The sequence below is a fragment of the Bradyrhizobium sp. USDA 326 genome (assembly GCF_049739485.1).
GTDB lineage: Bacteria > Pseudomonadota > Alphaproteobacteria > Rhizobiales > Xanthobacteraceae > Bradyrhizobium.
In genome coordinates this window covers 1326509-1348642 of record NZ_JBMGQA010000001.1, presented here as the reverse complement: position 1 = coordinate 1348642, position 22134 = coordinate 1326509, and the positions used below count along the sequence as shown (strand labels likewise).

21 protein-coding genes and 2 pseudogenes are annotated in these 22134 nt (G+C 64.9%); 15 read left to right on the top strand and 8 right to left on the bottom strand.

What is annotated here, in order from left to right; all coding sequences use genetic code 11:
- Position 1 precedes the first annotated feature (1 nt).
- The 5 genes from cysG to ABIG06_RS06430 are packed head-to-tail and all read left to right on the top strand — an operon-like array spanning position 2 to position 4631.
- Positions 2–1426, top strand: a complete 1425-nt coding sequence (cysG, locus tag ABIG06_RS06450; protein ID WP_370135180.1) for a siroheme synthase CysG — start codon at positions 2–4, stop codon at positions 1424–1426.
- Complete coding sequence (locus ABIG06_RS06445) at positions 1423–1740, top strand: DUF2849 domain-containing protein (protein ID WP_370135179.1); 318 nt, start codon at positions 1423–1425, stop codon at positions 1738–1740. The genes cysG and ABIG06_RS06445 overlap by 4 nt, the downstream gene beginning before the upstream one ends.
- 11 nt (positions 1741–1751) lie before the next feature.
- A complete protein-coding gene (locus tag ABIG06_RS06440) occupies positions 1752–3407 on the top strand; it encodes a nitrite/sulfite reductase (RefSeq protein WP_370135176.1) in 1656 nt (551 codons plus the stop codon).
- A complete protein-coding gene (locus ABIG06_RS06435) occupies positions 3394–3909 on the top strand; it encodes a DUF934 domain-containing protein (RefSeq protein WP_124159213.1) in 516 nt (171 codons plus the stop codon). Before ABIG06_RS06440 ends, ABIG06_RS06435 begins: the two co-directional genes overlap by 14 nt.
- On the top strand, positions 3906–4631 hold the full coding sequence (locus tag ABIG06_RS06430) for a phosphoadenylyl-sulfate reductase (protein ID WP_370135173.1): 726 nt from the start codon (positions 3906–3908) through the stop codon (positions 4629–4631). Before ABIG06_RS06435 ends, ABIG06_RS06430 begins: the two co-directional genes overlap by 4 nt.
- On the opposite strand, the gene ABIG06_RS06425 is transcribed toward ABIG06_RS06430, so the two are convergent.
- Positions 4610–4753 (bottom strand): hypothetical protein, encoded by a 144-nt coding sequence (locus tag ABIG06_RS06425; RefSeq protein ID WP_370140995.1) that lies wholly within the window; start codon positions 4751–4753, stop codon positions 4610–4612. The two genes, ABIG06_RS06430 and ABIG06_RS06425, sit on opposite strands and share 22 nt — an antisense overlap.
- On the opposite strand from ABIG06_RS06425, the gene ABIG06_RS06420 reads away from it, so the two are divergent.
- The 7 genes from ABIG06_RS06420 to ABIG06_RS06390 all read left to right on the top strand — a co-directional run bounded on the left by ABIG06_RS06420 (position 4740) and on the right by ABIG06_RS06390 (position 11313).
- Positions 4740–5741, top strand: a complete 1002-nt coding sequence (locus ABIG06_RS06420) for a sulfate ABC transporter substrate-binding protein (RefSeq protein WP_124159211.1) — start codon at positions 4740–4742, stop codon at positions 5739–5741. The genes ABIG06_RS06425 and ABIG06_RS06420 overlap by 14 nt on opposite strands.
- Before the next feature lie 37 nt (positions 5742–5778).
- Positions 5779–6615: a sulfate ABC transporter permease subunit CysT gene (gene cysT / locus ABIG06_RS06415; RefSeq protein WP_370135170.1), complete on the top strand. Its 837-nt coding sequence runs from the start codon at positions 5779–5781 to the stop codon at positions 6613–6615.
- A gap of 9 nt (positions 6616–6624) precedes the next feature.
- Entirely contained in the window at positions 6625–7536 is a 912-nt protein-coding gene (gene cysW, locus ABIG06_RS06410; RefSeq protein ID WP_124159209.1) for a sulfate ABC transporter permease subunit CysW, read from the top strand.
- Positions 7526–8560: a sulfate/molybdate ABC transporter ATP-binding protein gene (locus ABIG06_RS06405; protein WP_124159208.1), complete on the top strand. Its 1035-nt coding sequence runs from the start codon at positions 7526–7528 to the stop codon at positions 8558–8560. Before cysW ends, ABIG06_RS06405 begins: the two co-directional genes overlap by 11 nt.
- Before the next feature lie 206 nt (positions 8561–8766).
- Positions 8767–9270, top strand: coding sequence for a CAP domain-containing protein (locus ABIG06_RS06400; RefSeq protein ID WP_124159207.1), 504 nt, complete (start codon positions 8767–8769; stop codon positions 9268–9270).
- Positions 9271–9347: 77 nt separating this feature from the next.
- Positions 9348–10523 carry a DUF3734 domain-containing protein gene (locus tag ABIG06_RS06395; protein WP_124159206.1) on the top strand — a complete coding sequence of 392 codons (1176 nt, stop codon included), beginning with the start codon at positions 9348–9350 and terminating at the stop codon, positions 10521–10523.
- A 1-nt stretch (position 10524) separates the two neighbouring features.
- Positions 10525–11313, top strand: a complete 789-nt coding sequence (locus ABIG06_RS06390; RefSeq protein ID WP_370135166.1) for a 3-hydroxybutyrate dehydrogenase — start codon at positions 10525–10527, stop codon at positions 11311–11313.
- 128 nt (positions 11314–11441) lie between these two features.
- Here the strand turns inward: ABIG06_RS06390 and ABIG06_RS06385 are convergent.
- The 3 genes and pseudogenes from ABIG06_RS06385 to ABIG06_RS06375 form a co-directional block, all read right to left on the bottom strand.
- Positions 11442–12267: pseudogene (locus tag ABIG06_RS06385) on the bottom strand (sulfite exporter TauE/SafE family protein).
- Positions 12268–12456: 189 nt separating this feature from the next.
- Positions 12457–13824, bottom strand: a complete 1368-nt coding sequence (locus ABIG06_RS06380) for a flippase (RefSeq protein ID WP_199751378.1) — start codon at positions 13822–13824, stop codon at positions 12457–12459.
- Between the two features lie 81 nt (positions 13825–13905).
- Positions 13906–14749: pseudogene (locus ABIG06_RS06375) on the bottom strand (protein-disulfide reductase DsbD domain-containing protein).
- A 142-nt stretch (positions 14750–14891) separates the two neighbouring features.
- Between ABIG06_RS06375 and ABIG06_RS06370 the strand changes: the two are divergent.
- Complete coding sequence (locus tag ABIG06_RS06370; protein WP_124159201.1) at positions 14892–15536, top strand: YqgE/AlgH family protein; 645 nt, start codon at positions 14892–14894, stop codon at positions 15534–15536.
- Between the two features lie 73 nt (positions 15537–15609).
- On the opposite strand, the gene ABIG06_RS06365 is transcribed toward ABIG06_RS06370, so the two are convergent.
- Both ABIG06_RS06365 and ABIG06_RS06360 read right to left on the bottom strand, forming a co-directional pair.
- Positions 15610–16497: a TauD/TfdA dioxygenase family protein gene (locus tag ABIG06_RS06365; RefSeq protein ID WP_370135159.1), complete on the bottom strand. Its 888-nt coding sequence runs from the start codon at positions 16495–16497 to the stop codon at positions 15610–15612.
- 98 nt (positions 16498–16595) lie between these two features.
- Complete coding sequence (locus tag ABIG06_RS06360; protein WP_370135157.1) at positions 16596–17378, bottom strand: SDR family NAD(P)-dependent oxidoreductase; 783 nt, start codon at positions 17376–17378, stop codon at positions 16596–16598.
- Positions 17379–17474: 96 nt separating this feature from the next.
- Between ABIG06_RS06360 and ABIG06_RS06355 the strand changes: the two genes are divergently transcribed.
- Together ABIG06_RS06355 and ABIG06_RS06350 are read left to right on the top strand one after the other, a co-directional pair.
- Positions 17475–18212 (top strand): SDR family NAD(P)-dependent oxidoreductase, encoded by a 738-nt coding sequence (locus ABIG06_RS06355; RefSeq protein ID WP_370135155.1) that lies wholly within the window; start codon positions 17475–17477, stop codon positions 18210–18212.
- Positions 18213–18272: 60 nt separating this feature from the next.
- Positions 18273–18641 carry a CsbD family protein gene (locus ABIG06_RS06350; protein WP_124159198.1) on the top strand — a complete coding sequence of 123 codons (369 nt, stop codon included), beginning with the start codon at positions 18273–18275 and terminating at the stop codon, positions 18639–18641.
- Positions 18642–18776: 135 nt separating this feature from the next.
- Here ABIG06_RS06350 and ABIG06_RS06345 read toward each other — a convergent pair whose 3' ends face one another.
- Positions 18777–20504, bottom strand: coding sequence for an SGNH family hydrolase (locus tag ABIG06_RS06345; protein WP_370135152.1), 1728 nt, complete (start codon positions 20502–20504; stop codon positions 18777–18779).
- Between the two features lie 166 nt (positions 20505–20670).
- On the bottom strand, positions 20671–22053 hold the full coding sequence (locus ABIG06_RS06340; protein ID WP_370140800.1) for a lytic murein transglycosylase: 1383 nt from the start codon (positions 22051–22053) through the stop codon (positions 20671–20673).
- Positions 22054–22134: the final 81 nt, after the last annotated feature.

Sequence of the window (22134 nt, the reverse complement as noted above, 5' to 3'; positions counted from 1 at the left end):
CATGCGGTTCTTGCCGGTGTTTCTCGATCTCAAGGCCGGTCCGGTGGTCCTCATCGGCGCGGGCGAGCTGTTGCGCGCCAAGCTGCGCGTGCTCGCCGCTGCCGGCGCGCGCATCCGCGTGCATGCGATCGACGGCAATCAGGATTTTGGCCTCAGCTTTGAGGACGCGGGGCGCGTTGAAATGGTTGGCGGGGATCCGCTCACCGCCGATCTCTCGGGTGTCATCGCCATTGTCTGCGCGGGTGCCGGCGACGTCGGCGTCGCGATGTCCGTGCGGGCGAAGGCGCTCGGCCTGCCCGTCAACGTCATGGACGATCTCGAGCACTCCAGCTTCATCTTCCCGGCGATCGTCGACCGCGGCGATGTCGTGGTCGCGGTCGGCACCGGCGGGACCTCGCCGGTGGTGGCGCGGCGCGTGCGCGAGAAGATCGAGGCGCTGCTGCCGGCCCGCATCGGCGAGCTTGCCGAATTCATCGGTGGATTCCGCAAGTCCATCAACGAGCGCATTGCCGAATTTCCACTGCGCCGCCGCTTCTGGGAGCGCGTCATCGACGGTCCGATCGGCGCCGCCGTGCTCGCCGGCCGCAAGGGCGAAGCGGACGCATCGCTCAAGGCTATCTCCGATCCCTCCGAGTTCGCGCGCGCCGACAAGCCGGAAGGCTCGGTCGCGCTGGTCGGCGCCGGCCCCGGCGATCCTGACCTTCTCACCATCAAGGCGCTGCGCGCGTTGCAGGATGCGGACATTGTCTTCCATGACGAGCTGGTCTCGTCCGAGATTCTCGACCGCATCCGACGCGACACCACGCGCGTGCCGGTCGGCCGCCGTGTCGGCAAGCCCGGCATCGGCCAGGACGCTATCAACAAGCGCATGATCGAAGCCGCGCGGGCCGGGCAGCGTGTGGTGCGGCTGAAGGGCGGCGATCCCTTCGTGTTCGGCCGTGGCGGTGAAGAGGTCGAAGCGTTGCGCGCCGTGGGCATCGCTTATTCGATCATCCCCGGCATCACCGCAGGGCTCGGCGGCGCCGCCGACTTCGAGGTGCCGCTCACCTACCGCCATGAAGCAACCCGCATCACCTTCCTGACCGCGCACAAGGCGCGCGATGCCGAGAACGTGGATTGGTCGACGCTGACCGACACCAAGATGACCGTCGTGGTCTACATGGGCATGACCGCGGCGCCGGCTGTGCGCGCCGGCCTGTTCGCCGCGGGCCGGTCGCCAGAAACGCCGGTTGGCGTGTTCGCCCGCGTCACGCGGCCCGATGCGCAGGGCGCGGTTGGCACGCTGCGCGACCTGCCCGAACTCGTGCGGCGGACCCAAGGTGGTCCCGCCATCCTCATCATCGGCGACGTGGTCCGGCATGCCGGCTCGCTTCGCCGTCAGACACCCAAGCAAATCATCTCCGACCTCCTGGATGCAGCCGAATGACCTCCCCGCTTGAACAGAAGAAGATCAAAATCGCCGGCCCCTCTGTCGTGACCGCCAACCGCACCTGGGACGGCATCGTCGTCTACCGCACCGCCGCCAAGGGCTGGTCCGCGGAGCTCTCGGAAGCCGCGATCGTGCGCAACTCCGACGAGGCCAGGGCGTTGCTTGCGGAAGCCGTGGCCGATGACGTCGGTGCCATCGGTCCCTATATCGCGCCCGTGCAGGTCGGCGAGGACGGCAAGATCCTGCCCGGCAATCTGCGTGAACAGATCCGCCGCACCGGCGTCACCATCGGACAGCCGGCCCAGGTTTAAGGCATTCTCTTATGTACGCTTACGACGAAATCGACCGCACGCTCGTCAACGAGCGCGTCTCGGAGTTCCGCGACCAGGTGAAGCGCCGCCTTTCCGGCGAGCTCACCGAGGACGAGTTCAAGATCCTGCGGCTTCAGAACGGCGTCTATCTGCAACTGCACGCCTACATGTTCCGCGTCGCGATCCCCTACGGCACGCTGGCGACCAACCAGCTGCGGGCGCTCGCCCATGTCGCGCGCAAATACGACCGCGGCTACGGCCATTTCACCACCCGGCAGAACATCCAGTTCAACTGGATCAAGCTTGCCGAGCTGCCGGACGCGCTCGAAGACCTCGCCAAGGTCGGCATCCATGCGATGCAGACGTCCGGCAACAACATGCGCAACGTCACCTCGGACCAGTGGGCCGGCGTCGCGCCCGGCGAGATCGAGGATCCCCGCATCTGGTCGGAGCTGATCCGCCAGCACACCACGCTGCATCCGGAATTCTCGTTCCTGCCGCGCAAGTTCAAGATTGCGATCACCGCCTCGGATCACGACCGCGCCGCGATCAAGATCCACGACATCGGCCTGCGCCTGATCAAGAACGAGAAGGGCGAGACCGGCTTTGAGGTGCTGGTCGGCGGCGGTCTCGGCCGCACGCCGTTCATTGCCAAGACCATCAAGCACTTCGTGCACGGCCGCGATATCCTCAGCTACATCGAGGCTATCTTACGCGTCTACAATCAGTACGGCCGCCGCGACAACATCTACAAGGCCCGCATCAAGATCCTGGTGCATGAGCTCGGCATCGAGAAGTTCTCGCGCGAGGTCGAGGACGAGTGGCAGCACATCCGCAACTCTTCGCTCCAGATCGACGACGAGGTGATCGAGGACATCCGCTCGCGCTTCACCTATCCGGCTTACGAGAAGCTGCCGCACATGCCCGACGAACTGCGGCAGGCCGCGGCCGATCCGGATTTCGAGGCATGGCGCAAGAACTCGGTGGCCCCGCACAAGGTTCAGGGCTACTCGATCGTCACGATCTCGCTGAAGCCGACCGGCGGGCCTCCGGGCGATGCCACGGCCGAGCAGATGGACGCGCTGGCCGATCTTGCCGACAGATATTCCTTCGGCGAGATCCGCGTCGGCCATGAGCAGAACCTGGCGCTGCCGCATGTCGCCAAGCGCGACCTGCCGGCGCTGTGGAAGGCGCTCGACAAGCTCGGGCTGGCGACACCGAACGTCAACCTGATCACCGACATCATCGCCTGCCCGGGACTCGATTATTGCTCGCTGGCGAATGCGCGTTCGATCCCGATTGCGCAGGAGCTGACGCGGCGCTTCGCCAATCACGAGCTCGCCAACCTGATCGGCCGGCTCCACATCAACATATCAGGCTGCATCAATGCCTGCGGCCATCACCATGTCGGCCATATCGGCATTCTCGGCGTCGAGAAGAACGGCGAGGAAGTCTACCAGATCACCATCGGCGGCCGCGCCGACGAGAACGCCGCGCTCGGGACTCTGATCGGGCCGGGCGTCAAGTTCGACGAGGTCGCAGACGTCGTCGAGGACATCGTGGAAGCCTATCTGGCGCTGCGCGAGCGGCCCGAAGAGCTTTTCATGGACACGGTGAAGCGCCTCGGCGTCGAACCCTTCAAGGAGCGCGTCTATGCCACTCGTTAACGGCGGAAAGATCGTCGACGACGGCTTCGTCAAGCTCGCCGTCGATACGCCGCTGCCCGAGCGCGGCGACATTCTGGTGCCGGCCGAGCGTTTCCTTGGCGATGCCGAAGGCTTGCTCGAACGCTCCGGCAAGGTCGGCGTGATCTGGCCGAACAATCGCGACATCGCCGAACTCGTGCCGTATCTCGGCAGGATCGCCGCCGTCGCCCTGGTGTTCCCGACCTTCCGCGACGGGCGGGCCTACAGCCAGGCACGGCTGCTGCGAGAACGTTACAATTACCGCGGCGAGTTGCGCGCCACCGGACAGGTGCTGCGCGATCAGTTCGTCTTCATGCTGCGCGCCGGCTTCGACGCCTTCGAGGTCAAGAAGCAGGCGGACGCGGAAGCCTTCATGCAGACGGCCAAGCGCTATTCGGTGTTTTACCAGCCGACCGGCGATGGCCGCATCACGGCGCTGCACCGGCGCATGCAGCTGCGTCATTCCGAAGGCGTTGGCACGTGAACGCGATCGCGCCTCAGGTTCCGACGGTCTCTGCGTTGCCCTCGGCGGACGAGCTCGATCGGAGCTTGCGCGATGCCTCGCCCGCCGAGATCATTGCCGCGGCGCTGAAGACGGTCGGGCGCGACAAGCTCGCGCTGGTATCGTCCTTCGGCACGGAATCGGCGACGCTGCTGAAGGTCATGGCGGACGTCGATCCCGCCATTCCGGTGATCTTTCTCGACACCGGCTGGCTGTTCGAGGAGACGCTGGCCTATCGCGATATGCTGATCGCAAAGCTTGGTCTGAAGGACGTCCGGTCGGTCAAGCCGGCCGAGGAGACGCTCTCGCGCGCCGATCCCGACCGCGACCTCTGGTTCTCCGATCCCGACGCCTGCTGCCGCATCCGAAAAGTCGAGCCGCTGGCGGGGGCGCTGAAGCCGTTCTCGGCCTGGATCAACGGCCGCAAGCGTTTTCAGGGCAATGCGCGCGCAGACATTCCCGTCGTCGAGGACGACGGCGCGCGGTTGAAGTTCAATCCCTTCGCCAACGTCTCGCGCGAGGAGATCGAGGCCATCTTCACCGGTGCCAAACTGCCGCGGCATCCTCTGGTTGCGTCAGGATTTCTGTCGGTTGGCTGCATGCCTTGCACGAGCAGAACGGCCGAGGGCGAGGACGCACGCGCCGGCCGATGGCGGGGCCGGACGAAGACAGAATGCGGCATTCACACGATGAAGATTTCGTAGCACGGTTGTGCTGCCACGCTGCGAACAAGAAAATCCGGTTCCGTTGACTTGAGCGTCTTTCGCCCCGAGTTATGCCTGCCGTCGATGACGCCGATGTCGTCGAGGTGAATGGAGATGGACATGATGCGCCGTATCGTTCCGCTCGCTGCAGGACTCCTCTGGGCAAGCTCGGCTGTCGCCGCCGATATCAACCTTTTGAACGTGTCGTACGATCCGACACGTGAGCTCTATGTCGAGTTCAACAGGGCATTCGCGAATGCCTATCGGAAGGAGACCGGCAAGAGCATCGAGATCAAGCAGTCGCATGGCGGCAGCGGTTCGCAGGCGCGCGCGGTGATCGACGGATTGCAGGCCGACGTGGTGACGCTCGCACTCGCCTATGACATCGACGCGATCGCGAACAAGGGACTGACCGCGGCGGACTGGCAGAAGCGCCTGCCGCAGAATTCGTCCCCCTATACCTCGACCATCGTGTTCCTGGTGCGCAAGGGCAATCCCAAGGGCATCAAGGATTGGGACGATTTGATCAAGTCGGGCGTCGCGGTGATCACGCCGAACCCGAAGACATCGGGCGGGGCGCGCTGGAATTATCTTGCAGCCTGGGGCTTTGCGCAGAAGAAGTTCGGCTCGGCCGACAAGGCCAAGGATTTCATCGGCAAGCTTTATCAGCAGGTCCCGGTGCTCGATACCGGCGCGCGGGGCGCCACCGTGACCTTCGTCGAGCGCGGCGTCGGCGACGTGCTGCTCGCCTGGGAGAATGAGGCGCACCTCGCTTTGAAGGAGTTCGGCGCGAACAAATTCGAGATCGTGGCGCCGCCACAATCGATCCTCGCCGAGCCGCCGGTCGCGATCGTGGACAAGGTTGCCGACAAGAAAGGCACCCGCAACGCCGCCGACGCCTACCTCCAATATTGGTACACCAAGGAGGGGCAGGAGATCGCCGCGCGCAATTTCTACCGTCCGCGCGACGCCGAAATTGCCAAGAAGTATGAAAATGCCTTCGCCAAGGTCGAGCTGTTCACGATCGACGACGTTTTCGGCGGCTGGACCAAGGCACAGAGGGAACATTTTGCCGACGGCGGCGTCTTTGATCAGATCTACAAGAATTGATCAGGCGCTGTCTTAAGAGGCTTTTGCAGGGGGCCTGGTGAGCGCAGTTGCAGCACGACGCCGGACATTGCCGGGTTTCGGTCTCACCATGGGACTGACGCTGACCTGGCTGTCCGTGATCATCCTGATTCCGCTCGCCGGCCTGTTCCTGAAATCGCTCGAACTAAGCCCCGAGCAGTTCTGGAACATCCTTTCCAGCCGCCGCACGCTGAACGCGCTCCGCGTCTCGTTCGGCCTCGCCTTTGCGGCGGCCTGCGTCAATCTCGTCATGGGCAGCATCATCGTCTGGGCGCTGGTGCGCTACCGTTTTCCGGGCCGGCGGCTGTTCGACGCCATCGTCGACGTGCCCTTCGCGCTCCCGACCGCGGTGGCCGGCGTGGCGCTGACCGCGCTATTCGCCGAGAAGGGCTGGCTGGGCGCGCCGCTTGCCGCGCTCGGCCTCAAGGTCGCGTTCACGCCAGTCGGCATCTTCGTCGCGATGATCTTCATCGGTATTCCCTTCGTGGTTCGCACGGTGCAGCCGGTGCTCCAGGATCTCGACCCCGAGATCGAGGAGGCCGCGGGAAGCCTTGGCGCCAGCCGCTCGCAGACCATCTTCCGCGTGATCCTGCCGTCGCTCGCACCGGCGCTGCTTACCGGCCTCGCGCTCGCCTTCGCCCGGGCCGTCGGCGAATACGGCTCCGTGATCTTCATCGCCGGCAATCTGCCCAACGTCTCGGAGATCGCGCCGCTCCTGATCGTGATCCGGCTCTCCGAATTCCGCTATGCCGATGCGACGGCGATCGCGGTGGTCATGCTGGTCGTGTCGTTCGTGATCATCTTTGCCGTCAACCGGCTCCAGCGCTGGGCGCAGAGCCGGATTCCGGCGCGGTGAGGGCGGATCATGACGATGCAGATCGCAGATTCCATACCGCTCTCGGCCTCCGACGCCAAGGCGCGTGCGCAGGCGGCGGCAGCGCGGGACAATTTGCGTACCGAACCGCGCGCGGTGCGCATCGTCATCATCGCGCTGGCGATGCTCTTTCTCACCGTTTTCGTCGTGCTGCCGCTCGTCGTCGTGTTTGCGCAGGCGTTTTCGAGAGGCGTCTTGGCCTATCTCGCCGCACTGGCCGAGCCGGAGGCACTGGCTGCAATCAGGCTGACACTTCTGGTCGCAGCGATCTCAGTCGGCCTCAATCTTGTGTTCGGCCTCGTCGCTGCCTGGGCCATCGCCAAGTTCGATTTTCCGGGCAAGACGTTCCTGATCACGCTGATCGACCTGCCGTTCTCGGTCAGCCCGGTGATTTCGGGTCTCGTCTTCGTGCTGCTGTTCGGTGCCCAGGGCTATTTCGGCAGCTGGCTGCGCGACCACGACATCCAGATCCTGTTCGCGGTGCCCGGCATTGCGCTCGCCACCACCTTCGTCACCTTTCCCTTCGTGGCCCGTGCACTGATCCCCCTGATGCAGGAGCAGGGCACGCAGGAGGAGGAGGCCGCGATCTCGCTGGGCGCCTCGGGCCTCCAGACCTTCTTCCGCGTCACGCTGCCCAACATCAAATGGGGGGTGCTCTACGGTGTCCTGCTCTGTAACGCCCGCGCCATGGGCGAGTTCGGCGCTGTCTCGGTCGTCTCGGGCCACATCCGCGGCGAGACCAATACCATGCCGCTCCTTGTCGAGATTCTCTACAACGAGTACCAGTTCGTCGCCGCCTTCGCGATCGCCTCGCTGCTGGCGATGCTGGCGCTGATCACGCTGATTGTGAAGACCGTTCTCGAACGTCATCTGGACGAAGGACAAGAGCCAAGTGACCATTGAAGTCAGAAATCTCGTCAAGTCGTTCGGCAGCTTCAAGGCACTTGACGGCGTCGATCTCAAGGTCGACAGCGGCGAGTTGGTGGCGCTGCTCGGTCCGTCCGGGTCGGGCAAAACCACGCTGCTGCGGATCGTCGCGGGGCTCGACTGGCCTGATTCCGGCGAGGTCTTCATCAATGGCGAGGACGCACTGGCGCAAGGCGCGCGAGAGCGTCACGTCGGCTTCGTGTTCCAGCATTATGCGCTGTTCCGACACATGACGGTGTTCGAGAACGTCGCCTTCGGCCTGCGCGTGCAGCCGCGCGCGGTCCGCAAGGACGAGGCGGCGATCCGTATCCGGGTCAAGGAGTTGCTCGATCTCGTACAGCTTGATTGGCTCGCCGATCGCTACCCGAGCCAGCTTTCCGGCGGCCAGCGCCAGCGCATCGCGCTCGCCCGCGCGCTCGCGATCGAGCCGCGCATCCTGCTGCTCGACGAGCCGTTCGGCGCGCTCGATGCCAAGGTGAGGAAAGAGCTGCGCAAATGGCTGCGTTCGCTGCATCACGAAATCCACGTCACCTCGATCTTCGTCACCCATGACCAGGAGGAGGCGCTGGAAGTCGCCAACCGCGTCGTGGTGATGGACAAGGGCAGGATCGAGCAGATCGGCTCGCCCGATGACGTCTACGAGAGCCCGGCGAGCGCGTTTGTCCATGGCTTCATCGGTGAGTCCATCGAGCTGCCGGTCCAGGTCGAGGGCGGCGCCGTCAGGCTCGACGGCCGGCCGCTCGCCCTCGCGGCGGACGGGCTTGCGCCTGGCGCGTCAAAGCTGTTCGTGCGGCGACATGACATGTTGGTCGGCCCGCCCGGCAGCGGCGCCTTCGAGGGCGCGGTCCGGCATGTCCGCAATTTCGGCCCCGTACAGCGCGCCGAGGTCACGCTCTCGGGCGGCAAGACCATCGAGATCGACGCCCCCCGTGACAAGGAACTGCGCGTCGGCGACACGATCGGATTGGAGCCTCGCCGCTACCGGATATTTGCGGGCTAGCACAGGCCAGCACAGTCATTCCGGGGCGATGCGGAGCATCGAACCCGGAATCCCGAGATTGAGGCGCGAGATTCTCAGGTGCGCGATTGCGCACCATAGTTCGCGCTGACGCGCGCCCCGGAATGACAGCTACGATTTTCCTCAAAATTCACCTTTCAGCCACGGTTGGTATGCAACAACGCCCCCTCATTTGGGGGCCTGTAAACATGCGCGCTGCGGCCGCAATTCTCATCACTTTGCTGCTCGCCGGCTGTGCCGGCAACGAAGCACCGGTCCAGCAGCCATCCATGTACGCCGACATGGCGGTTCCGGGCTCCAAGCTCGATGCGCAGGCGGCTGCGGTGATGATCTCGCAATACCGCCAGAACAACGGGCTCGGCACCGTCGTGATCGATCCCGACCTGATGCGGCTCGCCGAGTCCCAGTCGGGCGCGATGGCGGCCGCGAACAAGATGGATCACGATGTCCGCGCGCCGCTGGCCAAGCGTCTCGCCGCCGGCGGTTATCCCGCGACCGTGGCAGTCGAGAACATTTCGGCCGGCTATCACACGCTGGCGGAAGCGTTTTCCGGCTGGCGCGACTCGCCGCCTCACCGCGCCAACATGCTCAAGGGCGGTGTCACAAAATTGGGCATCGCGGCGAGCTATGCTCCCGGCACGAAATACAAGGTGTTCTGGACCATGATCCTGGCCTCGACGGAGCCTCGATAAGCCAGACTTGATCCGGGAAGCATTGACGCCGCGGCGGAGTATCGCCACGGTGGCCGGCCTTTTGCTATTGTTCCCTTATGACCGATCATAGTCCGGAAATCGCAACAGTTCCGACGAATGCGCAACCGGTCCTGGTTCTCCAGGGCGGCGGCGCGCTCGGCTCCTACCAGGCCGGGGCCTATCAGGCGCTGTGCGGCTACGGCTTCGAGCCGGAATGGGTGGCCGGCATCTCCATTGGCGCGGTCAATGCTGCCATCATCGCCGGCAATGAGGGCCAGACGCGCGTCAAGCGGCTCAAGGAGTTCTGGGAGATGGTCTCCGCGCCGGTACCGTGGAAGCCGATCGGCAAGAGCGACCACAGCCGCGAGCTGTTCAATTCGACCAGTGCTGCGCTGATTGCGACCTTCGGCGTGCCCGGCTTTTTCACGCCGCGCATTCCGCCGGCGCCGCTCTGGCCGCCGGGGCATCCCGAAGCGGAAAGCTATTACGACACCTCGCCGCTGAAGAAGACACTGGAGCGTCTCGTCGATTTCGACCGCATCAACGATCTGAAGACGCGCCTGTCGGTCGGCGCGGTCGGCGTCACCTCGGGCAACTTCAAATATTTCGACAATTACGAGTTCAAGAAGCTCGGCAAGACCATTGGCCCCGAGCACATCATGGCCTCCGGCGCGCTGCCGCCCGGCTTTCCCTCCGTGATGATCGACGGCGAACATTACTGGGACGGCGGCATCGCTTCCAACACCCCGCTCGACTACGTGCTCGATGCCGAGGTCGAACGCGACATGCTGATCTTCCAGGTCGATCTGTTCTCCGCGCGCGGGGACCTGCCGAACTCGCTGCTGGAAGCGGCCGAGCGCGAGAAAGACATCCGCTATTCCAGCCGTACGCGGATGAATACCGATAAGAACAAGCAGCTGCACAATGCGCGGCGTGCCGTGCGGGACCTGATCAGCAAATTGCCGGACTATCTCAAGAACGATCCTTCCGTCGAATTCCTGGCGAAAGTGTCGCGCGAAAGCACCGTCACGGTGGTGCATCTGATCTACCGCAGCAAGAACTACGAATCCTCGTCAAAAGATTACGACTTCTCGCATGTTGCCATGGTCGAGCATTGGGAAGCCGGCGTCCGCGACGTGCATTTGTCGATGCGGCACAGGGATTGGCTCGAACGGCCGCAGTCCGGCGAGACCATGGTGACCTACGATCTCACGGGGGACGTCACCGCGCCCCCGGCAAAAAGGAGCGAATAGAATGGGTAGTCTGTCAGGCAAGAACGCCGTCGTGACCGGGTCGACCAGCGGCATCGGGCTGGCCTATGCGCGCGCCTTCGCTGCCGCCGGTGCCAATGTCGTCATCAACGGCTTCGGCTCACCGGAGGACATCGAGAAGGAACGCGCCAAGATCGAGTCCGACTTCAAGGTCAAGGCGATCTACTCGTCTGCCGACATGACCAAGCCCGCCGAGATCGCTGGCATGATCGCGCTCGGCGAGAAGACGTTCGGGTCGGTCGACATCCTCGTCAACAATGCCGGCATCCAGTTCGTCTCGCCGATCGAGGAATTCCCGGTCGAGAAGTGGGACCAGATCATCGCTATCAACCTGTCCTCGGCCTTTCATGCCATTCGTGCCGCCGTTCCCGGCATGAAGAAGAAGGGCTGGGGCCGCATCATCAACACGGCGTCCGCGCATTCCCTGGTCGCCTCGCCGTTCAAGTCGGCCTACGTCTCGGCCAAGCACGGCATCGCCGGCCTCACCAAGACCGTGGCGCTGGAAGTCGCGACCCACAAGATCACCTGCAACTGCATCAGCCCGGGATATGTCTGGACGCCGCTGGTCGAGAAGCAGATCCCCGACACGATGAAGGCGCGCAACCTGACACGCGAGCAGGTCATCGATGACGTGCTGCTCGATGCGCAGCCGACCAAGGAGTTCGTCACCTCCGAGCAGGTCGCAGCGCTCGCGCTGTTCCTGTGCAGCGACGATGCAGCCCAGATCACCGGCACCAATCTCTCGATCGATGGCGGCTGGACGGCAGAGTAGGCACTATGCGGTAGGGCGAGTTAGCGCAGCGTAACCCACCGCGTCTGTCACCGCGGAAAGAAAAGAGGTGGGTTACGCCTTCGGCTAACCCATCCTACGAAAGCAAGATCGAGGCGCCGGCTTTGCGCTCAATGGCTCCAGGCCAGAGCCGTGACGATGGCCGACGACAGGTTCAGTTCCGCGAAGATGATCCTGCCGGCGACCACGAACAGGACGCAGGCGAGCGTCAGGCGCAGCACCGTCTCGGGCACGCGCGTCGCGCTGAAGCTGCCGACGATGATGCCGGGCAGCGAGCCCAGCAGCAGCACGCCCATCAGGGCCCCAGTCGACGTCACCGAGCGCCCAATGCCCGATACCGGCAACCAGTGTCAGCGGCACTGCATGGGCGATGTCGGAGCCGACGATGGCCGCCATCGGCAGGCGCGGATAGAGCAGCAGCAGCACGGTGACGCCGACCGCGCCAGCGCCGACCGAGGAGATCGAGACCAGCACGCCCAGCACGACGCCGGTGATCACGGTCGCAATCAAAGTGGTGCGCGCGTCGACTTGCTGGAGGCGCTTGCGATAGCGGTCCATGATCGACTTGCGAAAAATCAGCGAGGTCGCAGTCAGCAGCAGCGCAAAGCACAGCACCAGATTGACCAGGCTGCGCTCGGCATCGGTCTTGAGGTCGAGCTTCCACAGCACCAGCAGCGTCACCGCGCTGGCAGGAATGCTGCCGCAGGCGAGCCGCAGCACCGCCGGCCAGTGCACGCTGCGCGACCAGCCATGCACCACACTGCCGCCGGTCTTGGTGGCAGCGGCATAAAGCAGGTCGGTGCCGACCGCGGTGGAAGGGTGGACGCCGAACAAGAGGATCAGCAGCGGCGTCATCAACGAGCCGCCGCCGACGCCGGTCATGCCGACGAGCAGGCCGACGGCGAATCCGGAGGCGACGTAAAGTGGATCAAGCATCTCAGGGAATGTTAGGTTGATCTCATCGGTTGGGCAATATGACGTAGAATAAATTTTCCCTGGGGCGCAACCACTTGGATGGAATAAGAAAGATTGTGCTGCCGGCCGCTGGTGGGCAAGTCGTTTTGCTTCGTGCCCGGGCTTGTCACGGAATAGGCGTTCCCCAACGACGGCGCAGGCCGCGGCGGCCTATTTGCCGAACGCCAGTACGTGCAGGCCGAGCCGCTGCCGCACGATCCAGAACAGCAGCACCGTCTCGAAGCTGAGCGAGATCGAGGTTGCGGCCGCGGCGCCGTGGCCGCCATAGCGCGGCACCAGCGCAACGCAGAGCACGAGGTTCATCACGAAGGCCAGCGCATAGGCCAGCGCGCAGATCTTCTGCTGCCCGAGCATGTTGAGCAGGCGCTCCACCGGCCCGATCGCGGAGCGCACCACCAGCCCGATCGCTGCGACGAACATGATGTCGTAGCCGACCACGAATTGCGGCCCGAACAGCCACAGCAACGGCTTGCCGAGCGCGAGCAGCACGATGGTCGCGGCCAGCGACGGCCAGAACGTCCAGTTGATGGCATGCGCCACATAGGCCGAAAGGCGCGTCTTGTCGCCGAGCGCATTGTATTCCGCAAATCGATGCGCCGTCGTGGCCGACATCGCGTAGTGGATGAACGAGACCAGCGCCAGCGTCTTCACCACGGCGAAATAGACGCCGACCTCGTCCGAGGGGCGGAATTGCTGCAGCACCAGCACGTCGGTGTAGGAGAGCAGCAGGTAAAAGCTCTCGACCAGCAGGATCGGCAATGAGATGGCGAGCCAGCCCTTGACGTCATAGGCTTTTGGTCCCGGCTCGATGTGATCGGCGAGCTTGCGGTTGAGCGCCAGCATCTGCCCGGTCATCGCGATCCACACCGCACCTGCGCTCGCGACCATCGCGGCGACCGCGCCGAGATGATAGCCGAGCAGGAATGCCGCGGCCGTGAGGCCGATGATCAGCGCCTGGCGGATGATGAATTGCGGCATCAATCCGAGCTGCATCCAGTCATGCGAGCGTGCGATGCCGTCCTGGGTGTTGGCGACGACGAAAGCAGGGAGCGTCATGCAGCCGATATAGAGCGGCAGTTCCTCGGCCGGATCGATCCAGGGCGATAGCAATTTGACGATGCCGGCAAGGCCGAGCGACACCAGCGTGGACACGGCAAAGGTCAGCCAGCGGCTGCCGGAGAGAAAGCCGCGCAGCAGCGCCTGCTCGCCGCTGGTGCGGTACTCCGGGATGATCTTCTGCGCGGAGGCAGAGATTCCAAAATCCATCATGCTGCCGAGCAGCAGCACCCACGTCCAGACAGAGACATAGACGCCGTAGTCGGACGTGCCCATCCAGCGCGCAAGCAGAACCTGCGAGACATAGGCGAGACCCGCGCTGATCACGCGGATGATGAAGATGGTGCCGGCGAGCCGCCGCGTCAGGGACGCCTCGCTCGATCCGCCCGTCAGCTTGGCCCGCAGCCGCGCGATCAGCCCGGCCCATGCGGTCGTTGCGGGTTGTGCGTCCATCACGGCCACGTCGAACAGTCCCCAAGCAGCCGCAAGCTGCGGCATGCCAGGGGACTAGCAACCATTCGTTAAGATTCGGTTGGGTGGACGCTAGTTCAGATTCGTATTGAACTCGTACGCCTTGTCAGGCCCGACCAGCGTGAACTTCAGCGCCGCACCATCCGGCTTGGCGCCCGGCGGCAGCCCGTCGAGCTCGAAAGAAAACCGCATCACCCCAGGCGGGCCGTGCGGCACCGGCGCCGGAATCGGCAGCGCCCAATCGGGCGTCGGCCCTTCCACGAACAGATTGACGTTGCGGCTGTCCGGCGTCACCACGTCGACCACAACATTCTTGGGCCCGTCGCGCTTGACGTCGCGGATGGTCAGCGGATTGGGGTCACCGATATTGGCGGGCTTGGGCACGGTGTCGAGCGCGGCACGCAAGTTCGCATCCTCGGTCGAGGCGACGCTGTTGAAGCCGAGCTCGGCGCTGGCCTCGACCGGAATGCAGAGCTTCTCGCAGACCGCGTAATTGATCTCTGCGCGCAAGGTCACGGGCTTGTCGGCCGCCTTGGCGACGATCCGCAAGGGCAGCACGATCTGGTTGTGGTAGCCGATCGAATGGCCGCCCGCGCCGTCGTCGAATTTCAGCGGCGCCGGCCACATGATCGTCACCGCCTCGACATTCTCGGACTTCGAGAAGTCGAACCGCGGTGGAACGCCGGAATCGCCCGGTGTGCGCCAATAGGTCTTCCAGCCGGGCTGGAGCTGGAACGCGATACCGCCAAGCAGGACCGCGCCGCTGCGCGATCCCGCCAGCAGCCGCACCGCGGAATGTCCGTCCGTCGCGCTGCCACGGCGAAGCGTCATCGGCACGTGCTACGATGGCCAATGAGGACGCAAGCAAGGTTGTCGCGACGCCAATCGCCGCACGCAGGGGAACTCTTGTGAGCATGGCACGTCTTTACAGGGTCGACCCAGGGCAAACCATTGAATTGCTTGTGATGGATGCACTTGAATCAAGTCAGAGCAAGGCTTGATTTGACAGCCGCCCGGCCCGACATCAGGATAGGAATTGAAACCGGAGTGCTTCACCGATGGCTCCCACAGGCAAGAGGACGGGCGAAGGCACCCGCAGCTCGGGCCCCGCACTGCCCAATTCGGCCGGTTATCTCGACGGCCGGCTCCTGATTGCGATGCCCGTGATGGGCGATTCCCGGTTCGAGCGGTCGGTAATCTATCTCTGCGCCCATTCGGCCGAGGGAGCGATGGGCATCATCGTGAACCACCCCGCCGGCAGCATCGACTTCCCCGAGCTGTTGCAGCAGCTCGGCATCATCAGGAAGGGCGAGCACATCAAGCTGCCGGAGAATGCCGAAAGCATGAAGGTGCTGCGGGGCGGACCGGTCGACACCGGCCGCGGCTTCGTGCTGCATTCCAGCGACTTCTACATCGAGAACGCGACGCTGCGGATCGATGACGGCGTCTGCCTCACCGCGACCGTCGACATCCTGCGCGCGATCGCCCACGGCTCCGGTCCCAAGCACGCCATCCTCGCGCTCGGCTATGCCGGCTGGGCACCGGGACAGCTCGAGACGGAGATCCAGAGCAACGGCTGGCTGCATTGCGATGCGGATGCCGATCTGATTTTCGGCGACGACGTCGACGACAAGTACAACCGCGCCTTGCAGAAGATCGGCATCGATCCCGGCATGCTCTCGAACGAGGCCGGACACGCGTAGCGTCAGTGCTGCTGTCGCAAACCCTCCGCTGTCGTGCCCGCGAAGGCGGGGACGACAGCGGAATAAGACGCGCCTACTCCGCCGCCTGCTGCTGCACCGTCGGCTCAGTCCCCGCCACCGTCGCCCGGCGCATGTCGCGGGGCTGGGACTGGTCGTAGCGGCGGACGCGGTGCATGGTCTGGCGGTTGTCCCACATCACGAGGTCATGCAGCTTCCATTTGTGGACATAGACGAATTCCGGCTGCGTCGCATGCTCGTTCAGGTCGCGCAGCAGCAAGCGGCCCTCGGGCACGCTCATGCCGACGACCTTGCCGGCATGCGAAGAGAGATACAGCGATTTGCGGCGATGGACGGGATGGGTCCGCACCAACCGTTGCAGCACCGGCTTGAACATCTCCTTCTCTTCGTCGGTGTATTCGGTGAAGCCGAGCGATCCCCGCGAATACATCAGCGAGTGCTCGCAGACGAGGTCCTCGATCTCCGCCTTGGTCTCGTCGTCGAGTGCGTCATAGGCCGCGCGCATGTCGGCGAATTCGGTGTTGCCGCCCTTCGGGTTCACCACGCGCGCCGACAGCAGCGAGAATTTCGCCGGGATGGGACGGAACGAGCTGTCGGAGTGCCAGAGGCAGTTGCCGAGGTTGAACAGATGCGTGCGGCTGTCCTTCGCAAGCGGCTTGCCGTCCTTGCCAAGATTGGAGACGTCGTTCAGGCCGGATTGCAGCCGGTAGTCCTTCTCCTTGGTCACGGTGCCGCCGCGCGCGTCCTCGCGCCGGCCGAAATTCAGCGCGAAAGCCATCTGCTGCTCGTCATTGATGTCCTGGTCGTGGAAAACCAGAACCGCATATTTGTCCATGGCCGCCTCGACCTGGCGCGCTTCATCCGGTGTGAGAGGCTTTCGCAAGTCGAGGCCGGAAACCTCGCCGACAAAATGCTTCTGAAGCTGCCGGATGGCGATCGTCATGACGTTCTCTCCCGCGGGTCGCGAGCGGTTATTCCCGCTCTGTTGAGGAAAAAGCTACTCCCGCGTCAGTCGTTGTCAACGCTTCGAGCGCATGGCTCTCAGGCGTTGCGCGCCATCAGGCCGCCATCGACCGGGATCACCGCGCCGGTGAGGAACGACGCTGCCGGCAGGCACAGGCTCAGCGTCATATGCGCGACCTCCTCGGGGTCGCCATAACGGCCGAGTGCGGTGCGGCGCTTGGCGTAGATGGTCTTGTGCTCCTCGGAGATGCGGTCGGTGATGGCGGTGCGGATCGGCCCGGGGCAGATGCAGTTGACGGTGATGCCCTCGCGGCCGAGCTCCACCGCCAGCGAGCGGGTGAGGCTCGCAACGCCACCTTTCGCTGCCGAATATGGGCTGTGCAATGCGGTGGCCCCGAGCGCCTCGGTCGAGGCGATGTTGACGATGCGCGGGCTCTTCGACTTGCGCAAATGGGGCAGCGCAGCGCGGATGATGCGCGGATGCGCCGTCAACATCACGGCGATGCCCCTGGCCCAGGCGTCCTCATAGGCCGCCTCGTCGTCGATCGCGACACGCACGGAGATGCCGGCATTGTTGACGACGATGTCGATGGCCCCGAAATGTGCGGCGACATCGCCGACCACACGCTTGATCTCGCCGCCGTCGGCAACGTCGAGCTTCCACGCCCTTGCTGAGCCGCCGCTCGCCGCAATTTCCCTGACGACAGCATGCGCGCCTTGCTCGTCGAAATCCGTGACGGCCACGTTCGCGCCCTCGGCGGCGAACACGCGCGCGGTCGCGCGTCCCATGCCGCTGGCTGCGCCGGTGACGAGAACGGTCAGGCCCTTCACGGACCGGCTGAGCTCCCTGGAGTCGGACATGCTGTTTCCTCACGCCGTGCTTGTTCTTGTTGTGATTGACAAGGCTGGCATCGATCCGCAGACAGGTCAAACAAGCAAGACAAAGGGGAGGCCGCGATGGCGAACGAGCTCGATTTCTCAGGCAGGCAAGTGCTGGTGGTCGGCGGTTCCAGCGGCATCGGCAACGGCATCGCGCAGGCTTTTCGCACGAGAGGCGCACATGTCGCGGTTTGCGGCACGCGTGCTCGGGCTGCGGAATATTCCATCGAGGAAGGCTCCGATCTCACGGGCCTCGCCTATGCACACCTCGACGTCGGCAATGCCGGAGCGGTCGAGGCCTTCAAGCCCTCCTTCGACAGGCTCGACGTACTCGTGCTCGCGCAGGGCGCGGTGCTCTATCGCCGCGGCGAGTTCGAGATGGCTGGCTTTCGCAAGGTGGTCGAGGTCAACCTGATGAGCCTGATGGCCTGCGCGACGCGCTTTCATTCCATGTTGCGGGATTCCAGGGGCTCGCTGATCATCGTGTCCTCGACCGCCGCCTATCATTCCACCATGGGCAATCCCGCCTACAATGCGTCAAAGACCGGTGCGGTCGGATTGACGCGGACGCTGGGCGAGGCCTGGGCCGAGGACGGCATTCGCGTCAACGGCATCGCGCCCGGGCTCGTCGACACCAAGATGACGAAGGTGACGACCGACAATCCGAAGCGGCTCGAAGGCGCGCTCGCGCGCATCCCGCTGCGGCGATTGGGCACGCCGGCCGACATGGCGGGCGCGGCGCTGTTCCTGGCTTCGCCGCTGTCGTCCTACATCATCGGCCAGACGCTGGTCGTCGATGGCGGTCTCATTCTCTGATCACGTGGAACTGCACTGCTTCTGGTCGGTTACTTGGGCTGACCCCCGAGGAGGAGCATCATGGATACGGATCGGATTGTTGGATCGGCCAAGGAATATGCCGGACGCGCGGAAGGCGCGGTCGGAGACATGGCAGGCGATGCGAAGACGCAGGCGTCGGGCAAGGCGCGAGAGGCCGCGGGCACGGTGCAGAATCTCTACGGCCAGGCCAAGGATGCAGTGCGTGACGCCACGGACACCGCCGCAAGCTATGCCAAGGACGCCTACGAGAACAGTGGCGACACTTTTCGCGACGGCTCGAAGGCAATCGCGCAGAAAGTGCAGGACAACCCGCTCGGCGCGCTGCTGGTCGCCGGCGGCATCGGTTTCGCGCTGGCGCTCCTGATGTCGCGGCCGGCCCGCCGCCCACCGCCGCGCTGGCGCTACTAGGGCCGAGCCAATGCCACGTCATTCCGGGCTCGCACCTTCCGGTGCGAGCCCGGAATTCCTTCACCGGTAGCGATGGCGGGGCTGATGGGCCGCGCTGCCTGCGTCCCGGAATGTCATCTCAAATCACAAGACAGATTACCGGAACATCTCCGCCGATCGCCCGACATTGGCAGGCGGGCGCGGAATCCCCGGATTGGAATTCGGATTGCGCGGCCCTGGGGCCGGCGTCCATTGCCGGGGCTGCGGAGAGCCGAAGCCGAAGAAATCCCGGACTGCGGGCGTTGCCTGGGCCGGCTGCTGCGGCGGGACCTGCGGCTTCTTCGGCGCGAGCTTCGGCGGCGCGATCACCGCAGTCGCTCCCGGCGAACGCTGAGCCGCGCCGCCGTCGGGCGTCGTTGCGGCGATTGGCGTGTCGCCCTTGGCCTGCTCACGGCCGACTTCCCGGTGCGGCCAGGCATAATCGTCGGCGCGGCCGGCCGGAGCTGCCAGCGGTTCGCCCTTCACCATGGTCTTGGCCGCGAGCGCATCGACGGCAGCGGGACGCGTGCCCGGCCCACCCAGCAATTGATCGGTCGAGATCGAAGCCGCTACCAGCGGCACGATCGGCCCCGCCAGCGGACGCGGCGCCGGCTTGCCCGGCTCGGCGCTGGTATCGGGGGTAGCGGGCTCGCTGGGCAGCGCGATCGGGCCGGAGCGTCCCGCAAGCAGGCGCGTGATCTCGCGCTCGACATAGTGTGCGAGCTTGCGGGCGCCGGCCTTGGTGAAATAGACGCCATCGGAGCTGCGGAGCTGACGGATCTGGCCTTCGAAGTCCGGGCCCTTCTGGAGGAAGCGGCCGGCTTCGTCGACGAAGCCGTCCCACACATCGACATAGGTGATGCCGGCCTTGGCTGCGCCCTCACGGTACAGCGAATCCAGGAACAGGGTGTCCGCGGTGCCCTTCGGTCCGCGCACTGCGGGCAGGCCGACCCAGAGCACAGGCACGCCCTTGGACTTGAGGACGCCCGCGAGCTCCTCGATCTTCTTGCCGTAGAGCTCGACCCACCGGTCGTCGCGGAATTCGTAGAGGCCGTTCGGGTTGCGCGCGGTCTTCTCCGGCGCGGCCGCAGGCGTGTCGGCATTGTCGGCATCGTCCTGCGGCAGGTCGACATCGGCAGGCTTGTCGTCGGGCTTGGCCGCGGTATCGGTGCCATTGGGCTTGGCGTCGCCGGACTTGGCGTCACCGGGCTTGGCGTCACCCGGCTTTGCCTGCGGCTTGGCGCGCGCACCCTTGTCGTTCTTCTTGTCCTTGTCAGATGCCTTGTCCGGCTTTTCGGCGGCTGGCTCGCGGATCGCGATGCGGTCGTTGAGGCCGAGCATGACCACGATCACGTCGGGCTTTTCGGTCTCGAGAATGCCCTTGGCCGCCGCCGCCCAGTCCGCAGGCTCACCCTTCGGCTGATATTTGATGAGACCGGATGTGGTCTTGTGCTTGCGGATCACGCCGATGTCGGGCTGCTCGCTGTAGGCGTCTTCGAGGCCATAGGCGAGCCAGTCGGCCATGGCGTCGCCGATCACCAGCACGTTCTTCTCAGGGATCGTGTCGCGCTTGGCCGGCCCCGGTGCGCGCGAGAAATCCTGGCGCGGCGCCTGCGGCTGTTGCTGCGGGTACGGTGCGAAGAAGTCGCCGCCGAACCATCCGCCGCCACCTCCGCCCCGTGGCGGGGGCGGGGCCGCGCGCTGCGGCGGGCCGCCGAAACCGGGAAAATTGAAGAACTGCGCCGAGGCAGGTCCTGCGACCGAGACCAGGATCGCAAGCGCCGTCCCCAGCGCGATCAGCGGGCCGGTCTCGGTCAGCACCTTGAACAGGGACTTCTTCGACATGCGATCTCGGGCGCGCGAGGGGATTGGAAGCACTCAATATAATAACGGAATCAGGCCGCAAACGGGCAGATTCTCTTTGCAGATTCTTCTCCATAGGCCGGGGAACGGCCGCCGCCGTCAAGGCTGCCTATCGAAATCCCGCCTCAGGGTTACTTTCGGCGCGATTTTACCGCCCGCGCAGCCGGTCCAGCACGTCCGATGAGGCAAACCCGTCGGCGGGCACCCCGATCGAGGTCTGGAAGTTGCGCAGGGCTTCCCGGGTCTGACCGCCGAACTGGCCGTCCGGGGTGCCCTTGTAGAAGCCGCGCTGGGCCAGCAGCTGCTGCAGTTCCAGCCGCTCGGTGCGCGCCAGCTCCCGCTCCTGGCGCGGCCAGGGCTGCACGAAGGGCTGGCCCCCGCGCAGGCGGTCGGCGAAATGGCCGATCGCCAGCGCATAGGCCTCGGCTGGATTGTACTTCATGATGACGCGGTAATTCTGCAGCATCAGGAAGCCCGGTCCTTGCGCGCCGGCCGGTGCCAGCAGATAGGCTTTCTCCGCCGGGTGCGGGAAGGGCTGCCCCGTCGCCCGCTTCAGCCCAAGCTTCTCCCATTGCGCGATCGTCATCGCCTTGGCGCGGTCGGCCAGCATGTAGTTGAAGCCCTGGGGCACCACGACCTCGTACCCCCAGGTCTGGCCGGACTGCCAGCCGTCCTTCTTCAGGTTGTTGGCGGTGGAGGCGATCAGGTCGGTGGGATTGTCGACGACGTCGCGCCGTCCGTCACCGTCGCCGTCGACCGCAAAGCGCTTGAACGCGGTCGGCATGAACTGCGTCGGGCCGAAGGCGCCGGCCCAGGAGCCGCGCAGCTGCTCCGGACGCAAATCGCCGCGATTGAGGATCTCCAGCGCGGAGAGGAATTCGTCCTTGAAGTAGGCCTGGCGGCGGCCGATGCAGGCGAGCGTCGCGGTCGATTGCAGCACGCTGCGGTCGCCCATCTGCGTCGAATAGTTGGACTCGATGCCCCAGATCGAGGCGATGATGTAGCGGTCGACGCCGGTGGCCCTTTCGGTGGCGTCGAACTGCGCCTTGTACTTGGCGAGGATCTCGCGGCCCCTGGCGAGGCGGTTGTCGTTCACGAGAATGTCGAGATAGTCCCAGATAGACTTGGTGAACTCCGGCTGCGAGTCCATCAGGTCCATGATGCGCAGGTCGGGTGAGAGCCCGGCCGTGAAACGCTGGAAATTCTCCTGGGTAATGTTGCGCCGTGCGGCATCGGGCCACATCGCGGCGACGCAATTGCTGAATTTGCCCGCGGCCTCGCGGATCGCGGCGGCCGTCATCAGCGGATGACCGGAGGCGCCGTCCTCGCCGCTCCAAGGTTGAGCGCCGCCGGGCCCGGGCGGCGCTTGCGAAGGTGCCGGATTGGAGCCGGAAAAGATCCCGCCGAACAGATTGGACAGGCCGTTCTGCGCCTGGGCGTGCGCGCAGGCCGGCAGCAGCGAAGCGGTGGCAACCATCGCTGCGCCGGTCAGAAATCCCGCCCGTTTTGCCAGCCCTGCCATCGTTTGCATCATGTTCCACCCGTCGGCCTGAAAAATCCGACACAGGAGGCCCGGTTAGCGTTGCCAATAGCTTAACAAAGGTGAAATTTT

Bases quoted from the DNA above. Each gene is read 5' to 3' on its own strand.
- cysG (WP_370135180.1), top strand. From the start codon at position 2: ATGCGGTTCTTGCCGGTGTTTCTCGATCTCAAGGCCGGTCCGGTGGTC.
- ABIG06_RS06445 (WP_370135179.1), top strand. From the start codon at position 1,423: ATGACCTCCCCGCTTGAACAGAAGAAGATCAAAATCGCCGGCCCCTCT.
- ABIG06_RS06440 (WP_370135176.1), top strand. From the start codon at position 1,752: ATGTACGCTTACGACGAAATCGACCGCACGCTCGTCAACGAGCGCGTC.
- ABIG06_RS06435 (WP_124159213.1), top strand. From the start codon at position 3,394: ATGCCACTCGTTAACGGCGGAAAGATCGTCGACGACGGCTTCGTCAAG.
- ABIG06_RS06420 (WP_124159211.1), top strand. From the start codon at position 4,740: ATGGAGATGGACATGATGCGCCGTATCGTTCCGCTCGCTGCAGGACTC.
- ABIG06_RS06425 (WP_370140995.1), bottom strand. From the start codon at position 4,753: ATGTCCATCTCCATTCACCTCGACGACATCGGCGTCATCGACGGCAGG.
- cysW (WP_124159209.1), top strand. From the start codon at position 6,625: ATGACGATGCAGATCGCAGATTCCATACCGCTCTCGGCCTCCGACGCC.
- ABIG06_RS06400 (WP_124159207.1), top strand. From the start codon at position 8,767: ATGCGCGCTGCGGCCGCAATTCTCATCACTTTGCTGCTCGCCGGCTGT.
- ABIG06_RS06395 (WP_124159206.1), top strand. From the start codon at position 9,348: ATGACCGATCATAGTCCGGAAATCGCAACAGTTCCGACGAATGCGCAA.
- ABIG06_RS06390 (WP_370135166.1), top strand. From the start codon at position 10,525: ATGGGTAGTCTGTCAGGCAAGAACGCCGTCGTGACCGGGTCGACCAGC.
- ABIG06_RS06370 (WP_124159201.1), top strand. From the start codon at position 14,892: ATGGCTCCCACAGGCAAGAGGACGGGCGAAGGCACCCGCAGCTCGGGC.
- ABIG06_RS06365 (WP_370135159.1), bottom strand. From the start codon at position 16,497: ATGACGATCGCCATCCGGCAGCTTCAGAAGCATTTTGTCGGCGAGGTT.
- ABIG06_RS06360 (WP_370135157.1), bottom strand. From the start codon at position 17,378: ATGTCCGACTCCAGGGAGCTCAGCCGGTCCGTGAAGGGCCTGACCGTT.
- ABIG06_RS06355 (WP_370135155.1), top strand. From the start codon at position 17,475: ATGGCGAACGAGCTCGATTTCTCAGGCAGGCAAGTGCTGGTGGTCGGC.
- ABIG06_RS06350 (WP_124159198.1), top strand. From the start codon at position 18,273: ATGGATACGGATCGGATTGTTGGATCGGCCAAGGAATATGCCGGACGC.
- ABIG06_RS06345 (WP_370135152.1), bottom strand. From the start codon at position 20,504: ATGTCGAAGAAGTCCCTGTTCAAGGTGCTGACCGAGACCGGCCCGCTG.
- ABIG06_RS06340 (WP_370140800.1), bottom strand. From the start codon at position 22,053: ATGCAAACGATGGCAGGGCTGGCAAAACGGGCGGGATTTCTGACCGGC.